This is a genomic window from Massilia rhizosphaerae (genome assembly GCF_016093545.1).
GTDB lineage: Bacteria > Pseudomonadota > Gammaproteobacteria > Burkholderiales > Burkholderiaceae_D > Telluria > Telluria rhizosphaerae.
In genome coordinates, this window is sequence record NZ_JADKYX010000029.1 from 1 (window position 1) to 20,639 (window position 20,639).

23 protein-coding genes and 1 tRNA gene are annotated in these 20,639 nt (G+C 65.4%); 14 read left to right on the forward strand and 10 right to left on the reverse strand.

Features of this window, described 5'->3' with window-relative positions; all coding sequences use genetic code 11:
• Positions 1-257 precede the first annotated feature (257 nt).
• Positions 258-1,034: an enoyl-CoA hydratase gene (locus ISF28_RS28525; protein ID WP_198120570.1), complete on the reverse strand. Its 777-nt coding sequence runs from the start codon at positions 1,032-1,034 to the stop codon at positions 258-260.
• Between the two features lie 111 nt (positions 1,035-1,145).
• Entirely contained in the window at positions 1,146-2,357 is a 1,212-nt protein-coding gene (gene mltA / locus ISF28_RS28530) for a murein transglycosylase A (RefSeq protein ID WP_198120571.1), read from the reverse strand.
• Positions 2,358-2,369: 12 nt separating this feature from the next.
• Between mltA and ISF28_RS28535 the strand changes: the two genes are divergently transcribed.
• Complete coding sequence (locus tag ISF28_RS28535) at positions 2,370-2,516, forward strand: hypothetical protein (protein WP_198120572.1); 147 nt, start codon at positions 2,370-2,372, stop codon at positions 2,514-2,516.
• 13 nt (positions 2,517-2,529) lie between these two features.
• On the opposite strand, the gene apaG is transcribed toward ISF28_RS28535, so the two are convergent.
• A complete protein-coding gene (apaG, locus tag ISF28_RS28540) occupies positions 2,530-2,904 on the reverse strand; it encodes a Co2+/Mg2+ efflux facilitator ApaG/CorD (protein WP_198120573.1) in 375 nt (124 codons plus the stop codon).
• A gap of 141 nt (positions 2,905-3,045) precedes the next feature.
• Here apaG and rpe point away from each other — a divergent pair, with 141 nt between their 5' ends.
• From rpe to ISF28_RS28580, 8 genes are all read left to right on the forward strand, one after another.
• Entirely contained in the window at positions 3,046-3,726 is a 681-nt protein-coding gene (gene rpe, locus ISF28_RS28545) for a ribulose-phosphate 3-epimerase (protein WP_198120574.1), read from the forward strand.
• On the forward strand, positions 3,726-4,424 hold the full coding sequence (locus ISF28_RS28550; RefSeq protein WP_198120575.1) for a phosphoglycolate phosphatase: 699 nt from the start codon (positions 3,726-3,728) through the stop codon (positions 4,422-4,424). The genes rpe and ISF28_RS28550 overlap by 1 nt, the downstream gene beginning before the upstream one ends.
• A gap of 205 nt (positions 4,425-4,629) precedes the next feature.
• A complete protein-coding gene (gene trpE / locus ISF28_RS28555) occupies positions 4,630-6,126 on the forward strand; it encodes an anthranilate synthase component I (protein ID WP_198120576.1) in 1,497 nt (498 codons plus the stop codon).
• 1 nt (position 6,127) lies between these two features.
• Positions 6,128-6,697, forward strand: coding sequence for an anthranilate synthase component II (locus tag ISF28_RS28560; RefSeq protein ID WP_198120577.1), 570 nt, complete (start codon positions 6,128-6,130; stop codon positions 6,695-6,697).
• A 14-nt stretch (positions 6,698-6,711) separates the two neighbouring features.
• Positions 6,712-7,746, forward strand: coding sequence for an anthranilate phosphoribosyltransferase (gene trpD / locus ISF28_RS28565; RefSeq protein ID WP_198120578.1), 1,035 nt, complete (start codon positions 6,712-6,714; stop codon positions 7,744-7,746).
• A gap of 1 nt (position 7,747) precedes the next feature.
• Positions 7,748-8,386: a LysE family translocator gene (locus ISF28_RS28570; protein ID WP_198120579.1), complete on the forward strand. Its 639-nt coding sequence runs from the start codon at positions 7,748-7,750 to the stop codon at positions 8,384-8,386.
• A 9-nt stretch (positions 8,387-8,395) separates the two neighbouring features.
• Positions 8,396-9,196: an indole-3-glycerol phosphate synthase TrpC gene (gene trpC, locus ISF28_RS28575; protein WP_198120580.1), complete on the forward strand. Its 801-nt coding sequence runs from the start codon at positions 8,396-8,398 to the stop codon at positions 9,194-9,196.
• 1 nt (position 9,197) lies between these two features.
• Positions 9,198-9,698 (forward strand): TonB C-terminal domain-containing protein, encoded by a 501-nt coding sequence (locus ISF28_RS28580; protein ID WP_198120581.1) that lies wholly within the window; start codon positions 9,198-9,200, stop codon positions 9,696-9,698.
• 30 nt (positions 9,699-9,728) lie between these two features.
• Here the strand turns inward: ISF28_RS28580 and ISF28_RS28585 are convergent, their stop codons facing one another.
• From ISF28_RS28585 to ISF28_RS28610, 6 genes are all read right to left on the reverse strand, one after another.
• Positions 9,729-11,549, reverse strand: a complete 1,821-nt coding sequence (locus ISF28_RS28585; protein WP_198120582.1) for a M61 family metallopeptidase — start codon at positions 11,547-11,549, stop codon at positions 9,729-9,731.
• Between the two features lie 77 nt (positions 11,550-11,626).
• A complete protein-coding gene (locus tag ISF28_RS28590) occupies positions 11,627-12,229 on the reverse strand; it encodes a nucleotidyltransferase family protein (protein WP_229519445.1) in 603 nt (200 codons plus the stop codon).
• On the reverse strand, positions 12,226-14,442 hold the full coding sequence (locus ISF28_RS28595) for a xanthine dehydrogenase family protein molybdopterin-binding subunit (protein WP_198120583.1): 2,217 nt from the start codon (positions 14,440-14,442) through the stop codon (positions 12,226-12,228). Before ISF28_RS28595 ends, ISF28_RS28590 begins: the two co-directional genes overlap by 4 nt.
• Before the next feature lie 10 nt (positions 14,443-14,452).
• Complete coding sequence (locus ISF28_RS28600) at positions 14,453-14,911, reverse strand: (2Fe-2S)-binding protein (protein WP_198120584.1); 459 nt, start codon at positions 14,909-14,911, stop codon at positions 14,453-14,455.
• 188 nt (positions 14,912-15,099) lie between these two features.
• On the reverse strand, positions 15,100-15,822 hold the full coding sequence (locus tag ISF28_RS28605) for a DsbC family protein (RefSeq protein ID WP_198120585.1): 723 nt from the start codon (positions 15,820-15,822) through the stop codon (positions 15,100-15,102).
• Positions 15,823-15,851: 29 nt separating this feature from the next.
• Complete coding sequence (locus ISF28_RS28610; RefSeq protein WP_198120586.1) at positions 15,852-17,096, reverse strand: FAD-dependent monooxygenase; 1,245 nt, start codon at positions 17,094-17,096, stop codon at positions 15,852-15,854.
• Positions 17,097-17,240: 144 nt separating this feature from the next.
• Between ISF28_RS28610 and ISF28_RS28615 the strand changes: the two genes are divergently transcribed.
• The 4 genes from ISF28_RS28615 to ISF28_RS28630 all read left to right on the forward strand — a co-directional run bounded on the left by ISF28_RS28615 (position 17,241) and on the right by ISF28_RS28630 (position 18,898).
• Positions 17,241-17,316: transfer RNA gene (locus tag ISF28_RS28615), tRNA-Phe, on the forward strand.
• Between the two features lie 174 nt (positions 17,317-17,490).
• Positions 17,491-17,982: an Hcp family type VI secretion system effector gene (locus tag ISF28_RS28620; protein ID WP_198120587.1), complete on the forward strand. Its 492-nt coding sequence runs from the start codon at positions 17,491-17,493 to the stop codon at positions 17,980-17,982.
• 14 nt (positions 17,983-17,996) lie between these two features.
• Complete coding sequence (locus ISF28_RS28625) at positions 17,997-18,407, forward strand: Rap1a/Tai family immunity protein (RefSeq protein ID WP_198120588.1); 411 nt, start codon at positions 17,997-17,999, stop codon at positions 18,405-18,407.
• Positions 18,404-18,898 (forward strand): T6SS effector amidase Tae4 family protein, encoded by a 495-nt coding sequence (locus ISF28_RS28630; RefSeq protein WP_198120589.1) that lies wholly within the window; start codon positions 18,404-18,406, stop codon positions 18,896-18,898. Before ISF28_RS28625 ends, ISF28_RS28630 begins: the two co-directional genes overlap by 4 nt.
• A 98-nt stretch (positions 18,899-18,996) precedes the next feature.
• Here ISF28_RS28630 and ISF28_RS28635 read toward each other — a convergent pair whose 3' ends face one another.
• The gene (locus ISF28_RS28635; RefSeq protein ID WP_198120590.1) at positions 18,997-19,185 is read right to left on the reverse strand and encodes a hypothetical protein; all 189 of its coding nucleotides are present in this window, start codon (positions 19,183-19,185) and stop codon (positions 18,997-18,999) included.
• 89 nt (positions 19,186-19,274) lie between these two features.
• Here ISF28_RS28635 and trhP point away from each other — a divergent pair, with 89 nt between their 5' ends.
• Entirely contained in the window at positions 19,275-20,633 is a 1,359-nt protein-coding gene (gene trhP / locus ISF28_RS28640) for a prephenate-dependent tRNA uridine(34) hydroxylase TrhP (protein ID WP_229519446.1), read from the forward strand.
• The last annotated feature ends 6 nt before the right edge of the window (positions 20,634-20,639 follow it).

A 20,639-nucleotide genomic window follows, 5' to 3' on the forward strand; every position in this document is an offset into this window, starting at 1 on the left:
AAGCGATACTGGCACCTCATCAAACGCCCACACTTATCGACTGTTTATTGTTAAAGAACTGTGTTCGGTACTGCCTTGCTGCGCTTGCGAATCGTTTTGTTCGTCAGCAGCAGAGAAGCGAGATTATGCAGTGTTTCGTTCAACTCGTCAACTCTTCCGTTTTCTACAGTGCGCTCGATCCGTTCGATGTCGCGCCCCGCAGAAGCAGGACGCGAACTATAGCAAATCCGCCCGCGTCCATGCAAGAGCCATGGAACTTACATCCCCTCGAAATTCGGCTTGCGCTTCTCCAGGAACGCGGCCATCCCTTCCTTCTGCGCCGCCGTGCCGAAGCCGGCCTGGAAGTAGCGGCGCTCGTAGCGCACGCCTTCGGTCAGCGTCGTCTCGAACGCGCGGTTGACGGCATCCTTGATCTGCATGGCCACCGACACCGGCATCGCGGCGATCGTCTCCGCCACTTCCAGTGCCACCGTCATCACGAGGTCGGCCGGCACGACGCGCGACACGAGACCCGTGCGCTCCGCTTCCGCCGCGTCGATCATGCGCGCCGTCAGCAGCATGTCCATCGCCTTCGACTTGCCGATCGCGCGCGGCAGGCGCTGCGTGCCGCCGGCGCCCGGGGTCACGCCGACCTTGATCTCCGGCTGGCCGAACTTGGCCGTGTCGGACGCGATCAGGAAATCGCACATCATCGCCAGTTCGCAGCCGCCGCCCAGCGCATAACCCGACACGACGCCGATCACCGGCTTGCGCACATTGAGGATGTGCTCCCAGTTGCGGCCGATGTAATTGCCGGGATAGGTGTCGGCATACGTGTAGTTGGCCATCGCGGCGATGTCGGCGCCCGCGGCGAACACCTTGTCGCTGCCGGTCAGGACGATGACGTTGATGGCCGGGTCGGCGTCGAATTTGTACAGCGCGTCGCCCAGTTCGTTCATCATGTTGTCGTTGAGGGCGTTCAGCGCCTTCGGACGGTTCAGGCGGATCACGACCACCTTGTCGTGGTGTTCGATCAGCAGGTCTGCATATTCCATGGGACACCCCTTAATAAGATGAACCCGGATTGTAGCGCCTGAACGACGAAAGTGACGTATACGGCAACAAGCCTTTGCTATCGTCGATACCTGCACCGCATCACGCAGTCGTCAAGGCGCCGCCGGCCGCGGCAACAGCGCCCAGATCTGGCCGCGCTGCTTCATGCGGCCCGCGTCGTCGGCAGCCTGGGCGCCGAAGCCGAAGAAGAAGTCCGCGCGCACGGCGCCCTTGATGGCGCCGCCCGTGTCCTGCGCCATCACGAGGCGCTGCATCGGCGCGTCGCCGCCCGGCGCCGTCGTCGCCAGGAACAGCGGCGCGCCCAGCGGCAGGAAGGACGGATCGACGGCGACGGAGCGCGCGGGCGTCAGCGGCACGCCCAGCGCGCCTTTCGGCCCGACGCTCGGGTCAGGCAGGCGTTCTTCGCGGAAGAAGACGTAGCTCGGATTCACGTCGAGGAGTTCCTGGCGCCGCTCCGGATGCGCGGCGATCCACGCCTTGATGCCCTGGGCCGTCGCCTCGCCCGGCGCCAGCTCGCCCTGCTCGATCAGCCAGCGGCCGATCGCCTTGTACGGATGGCCGTTCTGGTCGGCGTAGGCGATGCGCACCGTCGCGCCGTCGTCCAGCTGCACGCGGCCGGAACCCTGCACCTCGAGGAAGAACGCTTCCACCGGATCGTCGACCCACACCAGTGCCTTGCCGGGGATGCGCGCGCGCTCGATCTCGGCGCGCGTTTCGTACGGGACAACGGTCTTGCCGACGAGGCGTCCGCGCAGCCGCATGCCTCTCAGCTTCGGGTAGACGCTCGCCAGATCCACGGTGATCAGGTCGTCCGGCACTTTATAGAGCGGCGTCTGGTACGGGCCGCCGCGCCGGCGCGAACCGTGCAGCATCGGTTCGTAATAGCCCGTGATCAGGCCCGTGTCGGCGCCGTCGGGCGCGCGCACGAGATTGGGCACGAAATACGCTTCGAAGTACTGGCGGATCGCGGTGTCGTCGCCCGGGTCGACCAGCTTGCTCGCGGCGCACGGCATCGTCCAGTCGGGCTTTGCGCCCAGCGCGCGGCACGACGCCTGGAACGCCGGCCAGGCCTGGCGCAGGTCGTCCTGCTGCCAGCCGGGCAGCGCGTCGAACGTCACGGGCGTGAACAGCGGCGCCGGCGGTGGCGGCGCCGGCTGGGTCGGCGGCACGGTCACGGGCCCGACGGGCGGCGGCATCTTGATGGGCGGCTTGGGCTGCGGCGGCTGTTGCGGCGGCGTCGTGCAAGCGGCCAGCAAGGCGACGAGGGTCAATAAAGCGGGTACACTGCGGCGTGTCGAAAACATAGGAAATGCGCGATGTGGATACTGTTGCTGGAAGCCGGCGCGGCCTTGTTCCTGCTGGTCTTTATCGTGTGGTGGACGATGTTCGCCGGGCGCAAGCCGGAGCAGAAACCGTCCTCGTCCGGAAAAAGCGCCAGGAAAAACGATACGCCCGACGCGTGACCGGCTCAAGCGATCAATGCAGGGCGCGCGGCAGCGACAGCACGAACTCGGGGATCTTGACCTCGAAGCGGTGCCCGTCCTCGGCCACGAAGAAATACTCGCCGACCATCGACCCCTGCGCCGTTTCCAGCTGCGTGCCGCTCGTGTATTCGAACTGCTCGCCCGGCTGCAGCAGCGGCTGGTGACCGACGACGCCCAGTCCCCGCACTTCCTGCACCTGGTTGTTGGCGTCCGTGATCACCCAGTGGCGCGAGATCAGCTGGGCCGCGACGGTGCCCGTGTTCTTGATCGTGATGGTGTAGGTAAACACATGCTGCGTCCGGTCCGGGTGGGATTGCTCCGGCAGGTACTGGGTCCTGACGGTGATCGCGAAATCGTAGACGGGCATCGGTGTTCCTTGTTGGATTGGCAAAAACGCGTGGTCGACATGAGCGTCGTCGACATGATACACGCGCCGGCCGAAAGCACGCCGCCGGCGTACAATGCTGGCTTTGTCTAAAGCAACCCCGGCAAGACCGGCTCTCCCACCATGACCACCTACCGCATCGCTCCCAGCATCCTGTCCGCCGACTTCGCCCGCCTGGGCGAGGAAGTGCGCAACGTCGTCGCCGCCGGCGCCGACATCATCCACTTCGACGTGATGGACAACCATTATGTTCCCAACCTGACCATCGGACCGCTGGTGTGCCAGGCCATCCGTCCGCACGTGCAGGTGCCGATCGACGTCCACCTGATGGTCAAGCCGGTCGACCGCATCATCCCCGATTTCGCCAAGGCCGGCGCCGACATCATCACCTTCCACCCGGAGGCGTCGGAGCACATCGACCGCACCCTGCAGCTCATCCGCGACAACGGCTGCAAGGCCGGCCTCGTGTTCAACCCGGGCACGCCGCTGCACTATCTGGACCACGTGATGGACAAGATCGACATGATCCTCATCATGTCCGTCAACCCCGGCTTCGGCGGCCAGTCGTTCATCCCGGAAGCGCTGAAGAAGATCGCGATCGCGCGCCGCATGATCGATGAATCGGGCCGCGACATCATGCTGGAAGTCGACGGCGGCATCAAGGCCGACAACATCGCGGCCGCCGCCGCCGCCGGTGCCGACACCTTCGTGGCCGGTTCCGCCATCTTCGGCAAGCCGGATTACAAGGCCGTCATCGACGCCATGCGCGCCGAACTGGCCGGCGTCGCCAAGAAGGCCGCCTGATGAAAATCGGCGCCGCGGCGATCCGGGCCGCCATCATCGACCTGGACGGCACCATGCTGCACACCATTCCGGATTTCGAGCTCGCGCTGAACGGCATGCGCGCGGAATTCGGCCTGGCGCCGATCACGCAGCAGATCATCGAGCCGATGGTCGGCAAGGGATCGGAAAAGCTGATCCGCGACGTGCTCGCCCTCGACTTCGACGCGGCCCGCATCGATGCCGTGTTCGACGCCGCGATGGCAGCGTACCAGCGCCACTACCTCGCCATCAACGGCGAGCGCGCGACCTTGTACCCGCACGTGATCGAAGGCTTGCAGGCCTTGAAGGACCTGGGCCTGCGTCTCGCGTGCGTGACGAACAAGCCGGTCGCATTCACCCAGCCGCTTCTGGCCAAAAAAGGGCTCACACCCTACTTCGAGCTGGTCTATGGCGGCGACTCGTTCCCGCGCAAGAAGCCCGACCCGATGCCGCTGCTGCAGGTGTGCCGCGACTTCGACGTGGAACCGGCGCGCGTGGTCGCGATCGGCGACTCCAGCAACGACGCCGAGGCCGCGCGCGCGGCCGGCTGCTTCGTGTTGTCGGTCCCGTATGGCTACAACCACGGAAAACCTGTGCAAAGTATTAATTCCGATGGTATAGTTGATTCGCTGCTAGAAGCAGCTAAACTGATCAGCGCCCATAACGTGGCCAACTCATAACCCATCTACTCCATGTTTTTCGCCAAAAAACACATCGTCAACCCAACCGGTGCCCATGAGGCCTGGCTGTGGCGACGCTGGCAATCCTGGTCCAACTGACCCAAGCTGATTGCTGCCGGTGCACGCCTCGTGCACACTTGAACCGGCAGGTTTTTTGAAGAAATCGCCGCCCGTTCCCCTTCCTGCGGGCGGCCCGGAGAAAAGCATGACCGAACTCGAATTCAAATCGCTCGCCACGCAAGGCTATAACCGTATCCCCCTGATCGCGGAAGCATTTGCCGATCTCGAAACCCCGCTCACCTTGTACCTGAAGCTGGCCCAGAGCCAGGACGCCGGCAAGAACACGTTCCTGCTCGAGTCCGTGGTCGGCGGCGAGCGCTTCGGCCGCTACTCCTTCATCGGCCTGCCGGCGAAGACGCTGCTGCGCACGCGCGGCAACGTCACGACGGTCGAGAAGAACGGGGAAGTCATCGAGACGCACGAAGGCAATCCGCTCGACTTCATCGAGGCTTATCAATCGCGCTTCAAGGTCGCGCTGCGCCCGGGCCTGCCCCGCTTCTGCGGCGGCCTGGCCGGCTACTTCGGCTACGACACGGTGCGCCACATCGAGAAGAAGCTGGCGCACACTGCGCCGCGCGATGAACTGGACCTGCCGGAAATCCAGCTGATGGTGACGGAGGAACTGGCGGTGATCGACAACCTGTCGGGCAAGCTGTACCTGATCGTCTATGCCGACCCGTCCCTGCCCGAGGCCTACAACAAGGCGCGCCAGCGCCTGAAGGACTTGCGCATGATGCTGCGCCGGAGCGTGGACGCGCCGGTGACGTCGAGCTCCGTCCGCACCGAGGCCGTGCGCGACTTCAGCAAGGAAGACTACCTGAAGGCCGTCGCCGTCGCGAAGGAATACGTGATGGCCGGCGACCTGATGCAGGTGCAGATCGGCCAGCGCATCCGCAAGCCATACGTGGATTCGCCGCTGTCGCTGTACCGGTCGCTGCGGTCGCTGAACCCGTCGCCGTACATGTACTACTACAACTTCGGCGATATGCAGATCGTGGGCAGCTCGCCCGAGATCCTCGTGCGCAACGAGAAAGATGCCGCCGTCGGCCGCAAGGTCACGCTGCGCCCGATCGCCGGCACCCGCCCGCGCGGTTCGACGCCGGAGCGCGACGCCGAGCTGGCGCACGAACTGCTGAACGATCCGAAGGAAGTGGCGGAGCACGTGATGCTGATCGACCTGGCCCGCAACGACATCGGCCGCATCGCCAAGACGGGCACCGTGAAAGTCACGGACCAGATGGTCATCGAGAAGTACTCGCACGTGCAGCACATCGTCTCGAACGTCGAAGGCACTTTGAAAGACGGCATGTCGAACCTGGACGTGCTGCGCGCCACCTTCCCGGCCGGCACCCTGACGGGTGCGCCGAAAGTGCGCGCGATGGAAGTCATCGACGAACTCGAGCCGGTCATGCGCGGCATCTACGGCGGCGCCTGCGGTTATCTCTCCTTCGGCGGCGAAATGGACGTGGCGATCGCGATTCGCACGGGCGTCATCAAGGACGGCAACCTGTACGTGCAGGCGTCGGCGGGCATCGTGGCCGATTCCATCCCCGAGATGGAATGGCTGGAAACGGAACACAAGGCGCGCGCCGTGCTGCGCGCGGCCGAGCAAGTGCAAGACGGACTGGATGGGGAGATCTGACATGCTGCTCATGATCGACAACTACGACTCGTTCACCTACAACATCGTGCAGTACTTCGGCGAGCTGGGCGAGGATGTGCGCACTGTGCGCAACGACGAGATCACCCTCGAGGAAATCGCGACGCTGAACCCGGACCGCATCTGCATCTCGCCGGGCCCGAAGTCGCCGAAGGACGCCGGCGTGTCGGTGGACGTGCTGAAGACGTTCAAGGGCAAGAAGCCGATCCTCGGCGTGTGCCTGGGCCACCAGGCCATCGGCGAAGCGTTCGGCGGCAAGATCGTCCGCGCCAAGCAGGTCATGCACGGCAAGACGTCGAAGATCGCGCACATCGGCGAAGGCGTGTTCAAGGGCCTGCCGAGCCCCTTCACCGTGATCCGCTACCACTCGCTGGCGATCGAGCGCGCGTCGCTGCCGGCGTGCCTGGAAGTGACGGCGTGGACGGACGACGGCGAGATCATGGGCGTGCGCCACAAGGAATTCGACATCGAGGGCGTGCAGTTCCATCCCGAGTCGATCCTGTCGGAGCACGGCCATGCGATGCTGAAGAACTTCCTCGACCGCACCGCCTGACCGAAAGACTTGCCATGATCACCCCTCAAGAAGCGCTCCTGCGCTGCATCGAACACCGCGAAATCTTCCACGACGAGATGCTGCATCTCTTCCGGAAAATCATGTCCGGCGACATCTCGCCGACGATGGTCGCCGCCCTGACGATGGGCCTGCGCGTGAAGAAGGAAACCGTCGGCGAAATCACCGCCGCCGCACAGGTGATGCGCGAATTCTCCACCAAGGTGCCGATGGCCGACACGACGCACCTGGTCGACATCGTCGGCACCGGCGGCGACGGTGCGCACACCTTCAATATCTCGACCGCGTCGATGTTCGTCGCCGCCGCCGCCGGCGCGCGCGTCGCCAAGCACGGCGGACGCAGCGTGTCGTCGTCGTCCGGCAGCGCGGACGTCATCGAATCGCTGGGCGCCCACATCGACCTGAAACCCGAGCAGATCGCCCAGTCGATCGCCCAGACGGGCATCGGCTTCATGTTCGCGCCGAACCACCACGCCGCCATGAAGAACGTGGCCGCCGTGCGGCGCGAGATGGGCGTGCGCAGCATCTTCAACATCCTCGGGCCGCTGACGAATCCGGCCGGCGCGCCGAACATCCTGATGGGCGTGTTCCACCCGGACCTCGTCGGCATCCAGGTGCGCGTGCTGCAGCGCCTCGGCGCCCAGCATGCGCTCGTCGTCTGGGGCCGCGACAACATGGATGAAGTCTCGCTCGGCGCCGCCACCATGGTCGGTGAACTGGTCGACGGCGAGATCCGCGAATACGAGATCCACCCGGAAGACTTCGGCCTCGCGATGATCGCCAGCCGCAACCTCAAGGTGGCCGACGCGGCCGAATCGAAGGCGAAGATCATGGAAGCGCTGCGCGGCGAACCGGGTCCGGCGCACGACATCGTCGCGCTCAACGCGGGCACGGCGCTGTACGCGGCCGGCGTGGCGTCGTCCATCGAGGACGGCCTGCGGCGCGCGCGCACCGCGATCGCATCGGGCGCGGCGCTGGCGAAGCTCGACCAGTTCGTGAGCGTCACGCGCCAACTGGGCGCGGCGAGCTGAGATGTTCGGCATCCACGACCTTGCTCTGTTCGTCGTCTCGGGCCTGCTGCTGAACATCATGCCGGGCCCGGACTCCCTGCTCATCATGACGCGCAGTGCGACGCAGGGCTGGCGCGCCGGCAGCGCGGCGGCCCTCGGCATCGGCACGGGCACGTTCGTGCACATCTTCGGCGCGGCCCTCGGCCTGTCGGCGATCCTGGCGACGTCCGCCGCCGCGTTCACCGTCGTCAAGCTGCTGGGCGCCGCGTACATCCTGTATCTTGCGGTCGGCATGCTGCTCAGCAAACGCGGGCCCCGCGATGCCGCGGCACCGCCCGCGCTCGCCCCGCTGCCCCTGCGCCGCATCTACGCGCAAGGCATCCTGACCAACGTGCTGAATCCGAAGGTCGCGCTGTTCTTCCTCGCCTTCGTCCCGCAATTCATCGATGCGAACGCGCCGCACAAGGCGCTCGCCTTCCTGATCCTCGGCGCCGTCTTCAACATCAACGGCATGTTGTGGTGTAACGGGCTGGCCCTGTTCACCGCCAAGGCAAGCGCGCGCCTGAAACTGAATCCCGCCGTCACGCAATGGCTCAACCGCGCCACGGGCGGCCTGTTCGTCTGGCTCGGTGTCAAGCTGGCGCTGGCGAAACAATACTGAAGGTCCTCCATGTCCGATATCCTGAACAAGATCCTCGACGTCAAAGCCACCGAGATCGCCGCCGCCAAGCAGCTGCGTGATTTCAACAGCCTGCGCCGCGACGTCGAAAGCGATGCCGCCCTGCGCGCCGGCCTGCGCGGCTTCGAGGCCAGCCTGCGCCGCAACATAGCCGCGGGCCGCGCCGGCGTGATCGCCGAAGTGAAAAAGGCGTCGCCGTCGAAGGGCGTGCTGCGCGCCGACTTCCGTCCGGCCGAGATCGCGCAAAGCTATGCGGCGGGCGGCGCATCGTGCCTGTCAGTCCTGACCGACGTGCAATTCTTCCAGGGCTCGCCCGAGTACCTGAAGCAGGCGCGCGCCGCGTGCGCCCTGCCCGTGATCCGCAAGGATTTCATCGTCGACCCGTACCAGGTGTACGAAGCGCGCGCGATGGGCGCGGACGCGATCCTGCTGATCGTCGCCGCGCTGGACCATGGCCTGATGGCCGACCTGGAAGCGTGCGCCCGGGAACTCGGCATGGATGTGCTGGTCGAAGTCCATGACGGCGACGAACTGGATGCAGCGTTGAAGCTCGAAACGCGCCTGCTGGGCATCAACAACCGCAACCTGCGCACTTTCGAGGTGACGCTGGACACGACCATCGGCCTGCTGCCGCGCATTCCGGCGGAGCGCCTCGTGGTCACCGAGTCCGGCATCCTGGCGCCCGCCGACGTCAAGCGCATGCGCGACGCCGACGTGCATGCGTTCCTGGTGGGCGAAGCGTTCATGCGCGCGCCCGATCCCGGCACGGAACTCAAGCGCTTATTTGACTGACATGAAACCGATCATCCGCCCAGGCCTCGTTCTTATCATCTCGATCGCAGGCTTGAGCGGATGCTCGGGCGTGCGCACGGCCGCCAACGCCGTCACCTCCTCCGTCGAACACGTCGCCACGCGCATCTTCCACCCAGCCACACCGACTGCGCCCGTGCCCGCGGGCCTGGACGACTACAAGACCCAGGTCGCGCGCCGCGTGACCGAACGCAATCCCGATCACGTCTACGCCGGCACATTGCCGCCGATGCTGCCGGCCATCGTCGTGCTCGAGATCACGGTCGACCGCGACGGCCAGCTGGCGGACGTCGAAGTCCAGCGCTCGCGCGATCCGGATGCCTCCGAGATAGCATTGACGTCGGTACGGCGCAGCTCGCCGCTGCCGCCGCCGCAGCAACTGGCGCAGGCCACGGGCAGGCTGACATTTTCCGAGACCTTTTTGTTTGCGGACAGCGAACGCTACCAGCTGCGCAGCCTGGCGGGGCCGCAGGCATCGGAATGACTGAGCGAAAGCTCACGAAGGCGCCCGCCCTCAGCTCGCGCTCGGCCGCTTGACCGCAAGCCCCTTGCGCGTGCCGGGCGCGACGGTCAGCTGGACGCACGGCACGCGATCGCCCTGCAACGTGACGTCGAACGACATCAGCTCGTCGCGGCGAAACGCGTGCACGGTCACCGCGTCGTCCACGCGGTAGCGCGCGAACAATTGATCCAGGTTGGCCGGGTTGCCGTTCACGCGCAGGCCGTCCACGGCAATCAGGACGTCGCCCGCCGACAGGCCGGCCAGGTGCGCGGCACCGCCCTCGTGCACCTGGGTCAGCTTGACGCCGGCCGGGTCGCGGCCGATGCCGACGTCCAGCGACGGCTTGGCGTTCTTGCGCTCTTCCGTCACCTTCACGCCGAACGGGGCGTACAACTTGGCCAGCGGGATGTCTTCCGTGCCACGGATATAGCGGTCGAAGATGCTCTTGAGGCGCACGCCGCTCACCTCGTCGAACAGGCTTTCCACGTCCTGTTCCGTCACGCCGCGCGCGCCGCCCTTGTAAAAATCGCGGCCGTAACGGTCCCACAGGGCCAGCATGATGTCGTCCAGCGACTTCGCGCCCTCCGTCTTGGCGCGGATCGTCAGGTCGAACGCGAGGCCGACGAGCGACCCCTTCGTGTAATAGCTGATGATGGCGTTCGGCGCGTTCTCGTCCTGGCGGTAATACTTGCTCCAGGCGTCGAAGCTGGAATCGGCGATGCTCTGCTTCGTGCGGCCGGTACCGCGCAGAACGCTGCCCATGGTCTTGCCGAGCAACTTGAAGTACGTCGCCTCGCTGATGATCCCGCTGCGCACGAGCATCAGGTCGTCGTAATAGCTGGTAAAGCCTTCGAACAACCACAACAGGGGCGTGTAATTCTCGACCTGCAGGTCGTACGGCGCGAAGACGGCCGGCTTGATGCGCTTGACGTTCCAGGTGTGGAAGTACTCGTGGCTGCACAGGCCCAGGAATTTGATATAGCCCTCGTTCGGCTCGGCCGTCTTGGGCGCCGCCGTCGTGGGCAGGTCGGTGCGCGCGCAGATCAGCGCCGTCGACGCGCGGTGTTCCAGGCCGCCGTAGCCGTCGCCGACGACCATCGTCAGGAACACGTAGCGGTCCATCGGCGCCTTTTTCGTCTTCGGTTCGAAGAACGCGATCTGGGTCTCGCAGATGGCTTTCAGGTCTTTTTCCAGGCGCGGCATGTCGAGGTTCGGCACGCGGCCCGTGATCACGATGTCGTGGCGGATCCCGTGCGCGGTGAATCCGCCCAGCGCGAACTCGCCCATCTCGACGGGATGGTCGACCAATTCGTCGTAGTCGCCTGCGGCGTACATCCCGAAGCCGTAGCGCTTGGCGCCCGCTTCCGGCAGCGCCGTGGCGACGCGCCAGCCGCGCGTGGCCGGATCCGCGGGACGCTGGATGTCGACCAGGTGCGGCCGCGCTTCCTGCCCGACGACGCGCAGGAACACGCTCGTGCCGTTGAAGAAGCCGTGGGTCTGGTCGAGGTGGGCGGCGCGTACCGACAGGTCCCACGCATAGACTTCGTACTGCACGGTGAGCGGCCCGGCGACGGGGGCGGCCTGCCACGAATGCTTGTCCAGCTTCGCGAGCCTGACCGTCGCGCCGCCCGCCTCGGCGCGGATGCGCACGATGTTGCGGGCGAACTCGCGGATCATGTAGCTGCCCGGGATCCAGGCCGGCAGCGCGAACACCTGCCCTTCCGGGCTGGGTTCAGCCACGGTGACGGTGACGTCGAACAGGTGCCCGGCCAGGTCCTTGGGGACGATCGTGTACTGGATGGCCGGCGGCTGCTTCTGGGGTGCTTTTTTCATATGGCGTGAACAATCTGTCTCCGATGCGCCGTAGTGTAATCGGATTTTTCAGAAATGAGGGTGTTCACACGGTAGCGTTACGTACCGGTCAAGTCGTCCGGCGTGTCGACGTCGCGGAAGATGCCGGGATCGCGGACCGGCACTTCCGTCACCGGGCAGGTGCGCAGGAGGCGGCGCGCGCCCTCGTCGCCGGAGAGGGCCAGCAGCGCGTCCAGGTGGAGCGCGCCGAAACCGACCGGATTGCCGCGCCGGCCATCCATGACGGGTGCCGCGACGTCCGCGCCGGCCGCCAGCGCAGCGGCCAGCGCCCGCACCGTGGACACCTCGACGTAAGGCATGTCGCCCAGCGCCACCAGCCAGGCTTGCGGCCGCGGCGCCATGGCCAGCGAATGGCGGATGGCGTGCGTGAGCGACGCCGCCATGCCGCTGTCGGCGTCCGGGCACACCGTCACGTCGCAACCCAGCGCCGCCAGTCGTGCGCCGACGCCGCCGTCGCCGGGCGGCACGACGGCCACGACGCGGGACACGGCCGCCAGCAGCGTGCGCGCGCTGGCCACGACGACGGGGTCGGGTCCCGCCAGCGGCTGCAGCAGCTTATTGCGCAGCCCCTGCGGATCGAAGCGGCGCCCCCGGCCGGCGGCCAACAGGATGCCTACCGGCGCGGCCAGGGACACGCTCAAGCCGCCGCCAGGTCGAACGGCAGCTTGCGCAGGCGCTTGCCGGTCAGCTGGAACACGGCGTTCGCGAGCGCCGGCGCCAGCGGCGGCAGGCCCGGCTCGCCGATGCCGGTCGGCGCATCCTGCGACGGCACGATGTGCACGTCGATGTGCGGCATGTCGTTCATGCGCGCCACCGTGTAGTCGTTGAAGTTGCTCTGCTCGACGACGCCGTCCTTGAGCGTGATGCGCGCACCCGGCAAGGTCGTGCCGAGGCCCATCAGCGCCGCGCCCTGGATCTGGGCTTCGATGGACATCGGGTTGACGGGCAGGTTGCAGTGCACGGCGGCCGTGACCTTGTGCACCTTCGGCACGCCGTCGACGATGGACGCCTCGACGACGTAGGCGACGATCGTGTTGAACGCCTCGTGCAGCGCCACGCCGTACGCATGGCCTTTCGGCAGCGTCTTCTTGCCGTAGCCGGATTGCGCCACGGCGAGGTCCAGCGCCGCGTGATGGCGCACGTGCTTCGCGTCGATCAGCTTCTTGCGGTACGCGACCGGATCCTGCCCCGCCGCGTGCGCGGCTTCGTCGATCAGCGTCTCCATCACGAACGCCGTGTGCGTGGAACCGACGGAGCGCCACCACAGTACGGGCACGTTGGCCTTGACGGCGTGCGCCGTCAGGTTCAGCGGCACGTCGTACGGTTCGCCCATGCCTTCGACCATCGTGCTGTCGACGCCGTTCTTGACCATGAACGGCTCGAACGAGGTGCCGGCCATGATCGACTGGCCGACGATCGCGTGGTCCCAGGCGACGATGTTACCGTCGGCGTTCAGGCCGATGTCGGCGCGGTGCACGTGCGACGGCCGGTAGTAGCCGCCGCGGACGTCGTCCTCGCGGCTCCAGATCAACTTGACCGGACCGGCATGGCCCGCGGCCTTGTACGCCTTGGCCACGTGAGCCGCTTCCACCACGAAGTCCGACGTGGGCGTGGCGCGCCGGCCGAAGCCGCCGCCCGCCATCATCGTATTCAACGTCACCTGCTCGGGCTTGAGGCCGACCACCGCGGCGGCCGCCGCCTGGTCGATGCCCTGGAACTGCGAGCCGACCCACAAGGTGCACGCGTCGTCCTTCAAGTCGACCGTGCAGTTGATCGGCTCCATCGGCGCGTGCGCCAGGTAGGGGAATTCGTAGACGGCCGAGATTTTCTTCGCGGCGCCGGCCAGCTTCGACGTGTCGGCCTTGCGCGCGACGGTGCCCGGCGTCTTCGCCAGCGCGGCGAACTGCGCCAGCTGCTTTGCGCTGTCGACTTTTTCGAGGGCGCCCGTGTTCCACTCGACGGCGAGCAGGTCGCGCGCCTGTTTCGCGGGCCAGTAGCCGTCGGCGATGACGGCCACGCCGCTGCCGCCGCGGTCCACCGGAATCTCCAGCACGGCGATCACGCCGCGCACGGCCTTCGCTTTCGCGGCGTCGAACTTCGCGACCTTCGCGCCGAACACGGGCGGATGCGCGACGACGGCCACCTTGGTGCCGGCCGGCTTGACGTCCAGGCCGAACTGCTGGCGGCCCGTCGACTTGGCGCGGGCGTCCAGGCGCGGCATCGGTTTGCCGATGTAGCGGAACGCCTTCTGGTCCTTCAACGTGACGGTCTGCGGCACCGGCTGCGCCATCGCCGCTTCGGCCAGGGAACCGTAGGTCGCCTTGCGGCCCGCGGGACCGTAGACGACGCCCTGCGCCGTGCGGCACTGGGACGGATCCACCTTCCACTGCTTGGCGGCGGCGGCGACCAGCATCGCGCGGGCGCGGGCGCCCACTTCGCGGTACTGCGTGAACGAGTGGGCGATGGTGCCCGAACCGCCCGTGATCTGGATGCCGAGCACCGGGTCCTTGTACACGTCGCCGGCGGGCGCCAGTTCGGCGCGCATCTGGCGCCAGTCGGCATCCAGCTCGTCCGCGATCACCATCGGCAGGCCCGTGTGCACGCCCTGGCCGAATTCGAGGCGGTTGACGATCACGGTCACCGTGTTGTCCGGCGCCACGCGCAGGAAGGCGTTCGGGGCGTACACCGTCGGCTTGGCAGCGTCCGCGGCGCGCGCGATGCGGCCGCCGGCCGGCAGCACGAAGCCGAGGACGAGGCCACCGGTGGCGGCGGCGCCCGCTTTCAGGAAACCGCGGCGGGAAGTCGGGACGGAGCGTGCGCCGGCTACCGTTTTGTGCATCAGGTCGAATCGCATGCGGGCCTCCTTACGCCAGGGTCTTGGCGGCATCCTTGATGGCCGCGCGGATGCGTTGGTAGGTGCCGCAGCGGCAGATGTTGCCGCTCATGGCGTTGTCGATGTCGGTGTCCGTCGGCGTCTTGTTCACGCGCAGCAGCGCGGTGGCGCTCATCACCTGGCCGCTCTGGCAATAGCCGCACTGCGGCACGTCATGCTTGACCCATGCGTCCTGCACGGCCTTGCCGACCTTGTCGGTTTCCATCGCTTCGATGGTCGTGATCTTGTGGCCGACGGCGGCGGAGATGGGCGTGACGCAGGAACGGATCGCCTGGCCGTCCAGGTGCACGGTGCACGCGCCGCACAGGGCGGCGCCGCAGCCGAACTTGGTGCCGGTCATGTCGAGGTTGTCGCGCAGCGTCCACAGGATGGGCGTGGAGGGGTCGGCGTCGACCTGGACGTCGCGCCCGTTGATGTTCAAAGCGATCATGGCTTCTCCCTTGTTTTGGTGTCGTTGTTGCGTCTTGCGTGAGGTGAACGTCATGGTGGGCACGTTTCATTTGAGGCCCCCGGCCTCAAATGCCCACCCTACGCAAAAACATGTAGGGTGGGCGGCCCTCCGCCCACCAAACGTCTGCGTCACTGCGGCGAAAAAAGCCCGGCGGTGCCGGGCTTCGCTTATTGCTTGAGAGACGCCAATTTGGCCTCGAGCGTCTTCTGGTCGACGGCGCCCGGGATCCGGCTGCCGTCGGAGAAGAAGATCGCGGGCGTGCCCGTGATGTGCAGTTTCTGGCCGAGCGCCAGCACCTTCTCGTTCGGCGTTTCGCAGCTCGCGGGCGCGGCCGGTGCCGGTTTGCCGTAGACCATCCAGTCTTCCCAGGCCTTGGCGCGGTCCGGCGAGCACCACACGTTCTTCGACTTCTGGAACGAGTCCGGCGCCAGGATGTTGTACATGAACGTGTAGATCGTCACGTTGTCCATGTTCTTCAGCGTCGTCTGGCGCAGGCGCTTGCAATAGCCGCAGTTCGGGTCTTCGAAGACGGCGATCACGCGCTTGCCGTCGCCCTTGACCTGCTTGATCGCTTCGTTCAGCGGCAGGTCGGAGAACTTGATCTTGTTGATGTCGTCGATGCGCTCGCGCGTCAGGTCGCGCGTCGTCTTCGCATCGTAGACGTGGCCGATGATCAGGTATTCGCCCTTCTTGTCCGTGTACATGATGTCGCCGGCGACACGCAATTCGTACAGGCCGGCATACGGCGTTTCCTTGATCGATTCGATCTTGGCGCCGCCCAGGCGCGGCTCGATCGCCTTCCTGATATTGGTTTCGACCGAATTCTGCGCGCCGACGCACGACGTCATCAAGCCGGTCGCCAGCAGGACGGCGAGCTTCGTTTTACCCATGTGTATGGTTTCCTTAAAGATTTGGCACGTCACCTGCCCATCGCATGGGCGATCAGCCGTCGCTTGACCAAGGGCAACTTATCCAGCAAGTTTAATCCGAAATTGCGAACCACGCGCACCGGCTCCAGGTTTGCGCCGAAAAGACGCTCCAGGCCATCCGTGGCGAGTTGCATCAGCATCACATCCTCCTTGCGCGCTCTAGCATAGCGCGCCAGCACGCGCTCGTCGCCGATGCCTTGATGCGCATCGCGCGCGGCGATCGTGTCCAGCAGGTCGACGATGTCCCCGAAGCCGAGGTTCATGCCGTGCCCGGCCAGCGGGTGCACGGCGTGGGCGGCGTCGCCGACGAGCGCCACGCGCGGCGCTGTGAGCGCATGCGGACGCACGAGCGCCAGCGGGATCGCCTTGACAGCTTCCGGCAGCAACGGCTTCAACAGCCCCAACTTGTCGTCCGCATACTCGCCCAGGCGGATCGCCAGCTCGCCCAGCGATTCGCTCATGATGGTATCGGCCAGCGTCTCGGGCGCCGACCACACGAGGGACACCTTGTCGCCCGGCAGCGGCAGCAGCGCGATAATGCCGTCCTTGCACGTGAACCATTGATAAGCCACGTTGTGATGGGGCTTTTCGCACGAGAAATTGGTCACGATGCCGCGCTGGTGGTAGGAGCGGTAATCGATGCCGATGTCGCACTGTCCGCGCACCCACGACTCGCGCCCGTCCGCGCCGACCAGCAGCTGGGCCGCGAGGACCCTGCCGTCTTCCAGCTCGACCTCGACGTCGTCCGCGCCGTTCACGATGCGGCAGGCGCGTCCGGCGACGGTCTCGACGTTCTGGGCAAAGCGCAGCGCGGCGTCGAGCGCCTGGTTCAGGTTGCTGTCCTCGACGATCCACGCCAGCGTGCCCGCATGGGCGCCGAACGCGTCGAAGCCGAGATGGCCGCCCCGCTCGCCATCGCCCTGCACGTCCATCGCATCGACGGGCGCGACGCGCGCCATGTCGAGCGCCCCCCAGACCTTGAGCGACGACAACAGCGTATGCGCCGTGTGGTTGAGCGCATACACGCGCACGTCCCAGGGCTTGTCGGCGCCGGACGCCGCGGACGCTTGCGGCGCATCCGGGCGCGCGGGCGGGACGAGCAGCGTGACGCTGTGCCCGGCTTGCGACAGACCCAGCGCCGCCGTCTTGGCGATGGCGCCATTGCCGACGATGCAGACGTCGCTGCGGCGGGCGACGTTATGACGATGTGCGGAGGAATTGGTTTGTGTGCTCATGACACACATTATAGACGCTTCACCGTGCCCCGCTTTCGGCGGGCGGGACGGACATCTTGTCCTATCTGCAGCAAGGATGTGCTCGGCAGATGCTCGACAGGACTTGCGACTTCGCAAACCCGTCGCTATAATCATGCCTCCTTTGGCCTGGTAGCTCAGTCGGTAGAGCAGAGGATTGAAAATCCTTGTGTCGGTGGTTCGATTCCGCCCCGGGCCACCAAAGAATTCATCAAGCGAAAACGCCAACCCATGCCGGTTGGCGTTTTTGTTTTCAACGTTTTCCCTGTTCTCCCCCCAATTTATCCAGCCACATCCGCACCTTGCGGTGAGCCAATCCCTTCGCACGATGATAGGTCGACAATTGTCCCGCAATTGAACCCACCTTGGAGGAAATATGGCAGCGGACTTCTACCTTCAGCTCGACGGGATCAAAGGCGAGTCGACTGATTCAAAGCATGCCGGCTGGACCGAATGCCTGTCGGTCAACTGGGACATCCAGCAACCGAACAGTGCCACTGCGTCGACCGGCGGCGGTCATACCGCTGAGCGGGCCGAGCTCAGCGAGATCAGCATCAGCAAACTGGTCGACCTGTCGTCACCGATACTCGCTCAGACTTGCGCGTGTGGCAAGACGATCCCGAAGGCGAAGCTGGAGATGATGCGCGCTGACGGCAATGGAGAACCAATCAAGTATTTCGAGGTCGAGCTTGAGAATGTATTGATCGCCCACATTGCACCGGGTTTCACGGGTGGCGATATCGCTGCTGAAGGCCTGGGCTTGAAGTTTTCGAAGGTGAAGTGGAAGTACACCCAGCAGAAAATTGGAGGCGGGAGCAGCGGCAACACGGCCGGCGGCTGGGATCTGGCCACCAATCGGATCGCCTGATGCGGACCGCTCTGATGATTCTGGTTACCGCAGTCCCGTTGCATGCCGCCGCGCAGCACGCAGACGTAACACCATGGATGACCGGGGAGCGATTGGTCAAACTGCTCGGGAACGTGGATCCGGCCACGCTCCACTCAGCCCCCACGAGCCCCTTTCGCACTCGTGCGATAGCGGCGGAATATCGCGACCTCACGAACGGAGAATTCGTGCACGGCTATATACAAGCCGTACATGATGCGACTGAAGGCAAAGAATGGTGCTGGAGCGACAAGTATCAACCCCATCCTGACGAGTTGGAGGCGGATGCCAGGCAGGCCCTGCAACTAATGTCCGATACCCAGCTGAAGCGCAACGCAGCAGTTCTTATCGCAGAGGTCTGGCGCAATAAATGGCCGTGCCCGGCCACAAAACGGAGGGATAGATGAAGCCGCCTTTCGCAGTCGTCAGGATGCACTTCCCCGACACGGACAGCGTCAGTCGTGAGGAGCTTTATCAATGGATCGGCTATCCCGAGAATATCACTGACCCGGGCTTTTATAACACGTGCGCGATCCGCATGAGTCTCGCGCTGCTCGGCGCCGGCTTTCCGAATCCGGGCACTTATCCGATCAAGTCGGGGAAGTATCGAGGCCGCATGATCGAAACCGGGCAGCGGCGTCTGAGCAATTGGCTAGTCCGTCATCTCGGCGATCCCGAAAAATTCAAGAGCGGTTCAGAGGCCGAGCGAGCGATTAGGTCGCGCAAGGGAATTGTCTCGTTTTTCAGTATCTATGGAGATCAAAACCCTCAGGGACATATTGCCATCGTCGCGATAGATCGTTGGGGCACCTACGTTCGCTGTGGGAACGAGATCGACGGCACGGCTACCGGCTGCTATTGGTCCTCTCGGGAAGTCTGGTTCTGGCCACTCAAGTAGGCCAGCGGGGTGCCGCCTGACGGCGCGGCACGCGTGCTGGCGCTACCGGGCGAGCGACGGCTCGCTCCCACGGCGGAGCGCGCCCGTCGCCGAACGGCCTACAACTTGCCGACGCCCGCCTCCGCCGGCACCGAGCCCGCGAGATTGCTCGTGCTCTCGACCGAGTAGCTGTAGTAACTGGCCGGCGTGGCCGACGGCGTCCCCGCCGGATTGCTTGCAGACGACCAGGGTGTGGTGGTGACGGTCACCAGCGAATTGGCGCTGTGCGCCGTCGCGCTCAGGTTCACGGGTCGCTACCGGATGCCGGATTCAAGCGTTTTTGATGCAAAGCAAGGAATTGCCTCATTGATCGCTTCTAGAATCCAGTATTTTGGCGATGATCAACGCTCCTGAACTTCTTCTTCCCGCCGGATCGCTTGCAAAGATGCACGCAGCGTTCGATTTCGGTGCCGACGCCGTGTATGCCGGCCAGCCCCGCTATAGTCTGCGCGTGCGCAATAACGACTTTTCAACGCATCAGGTCCTCCAGGCAGGCATCGACGGGGCGCATGCACGGGGCAAGAAGTTTTTTGTTGCCAGCAACATTTTCGCGCACAACGCCAAGTTGAAGACGTATCTGCGCGATATGGAGCCCGTGATCGCGATGCGGCCCGACGCACTGATCATGGCCGACCCGGGGCTGATCATGATGGTGCGCGACAAGTGGCCGGAGGTGCCGATCCACCTGTCGGTCCAGGCCAATGCGATCAACTGGGCGGACGTCAAATTCTGGCACCGGATCGGGCTGACGCGCGTCATCCTGTCGCGCGAACTGTCGCTGGATGAAATCGAGGAAATCCGCCAGCGCTGTCCGGAAATGGAACTGGAAGTGTTCGTGCACGGGGCATTGTGCATGGCGTACTCGGGCCGCTGCCTGCTGTCCGGCTACTTCAACCACCGGGATTCGAATCAGGGAACCTGCACCAATGCCTGCCGCTGGGACTACAAGGTCAAGAACGCTGCCGAAGACGCCAGCGGCGACCTGGCCCCGGCGCAAGTCATCGACCTGCAACTGCACCAGGCCCTGGCGCAGGCCGAGCGTCCCCTGTCGGCCCTGCACCAGCAGCCGCGCCACCCGCTGGCCGACCAGCCATACCTGATCGAGGAGGCCGAACGGCCGGGACAGCTGATGCCCATCCTGGAGGACGAGCACGGCACCTACATCATGAACTCGATGGACTTGCGCGCGGTCGAGCATGTCGAGCGGCTGGTGAAAATCGGTGTCCATTCGCTCAAGGTCGAAGGCCGCACGAAGTCGCTGTACTATGTGGCGCGGACGGCCCAGACCTACCGCCGCGCCATCGACGACGCGGTTGCCGGACGTCCTTTCGACCCCAGCCTGCTGCGCGCGCTGCAAGGACTGGCCAATCGCGGCTACACCGACGGCTTCTACCAGCGCCACCACACCCAGGCCCACCAGAACTACCTGCGCGGCGCCTCCGAAGCCGATCTCAGCCAATATGTGGGCGAGGTGCTGGCGATCGAAAACGGCTGGGCCAGGGTCGACGTGAAGAACCGGTTCGCGCGCGGCGACCGGATCGAGGTGGTGCACCCGAGCGGCAACCGGGATATCACGCTCACCCGGATGTTGTCCGACGACGGCGCCGAGATCGACGTGGCCCCCGGCAGTGGCCATGTGGTGCGCATCGAACTGGATCCGGCGCTCGACCGCGCGCTGCTGGCGCGCTACCTGTAACAGCCC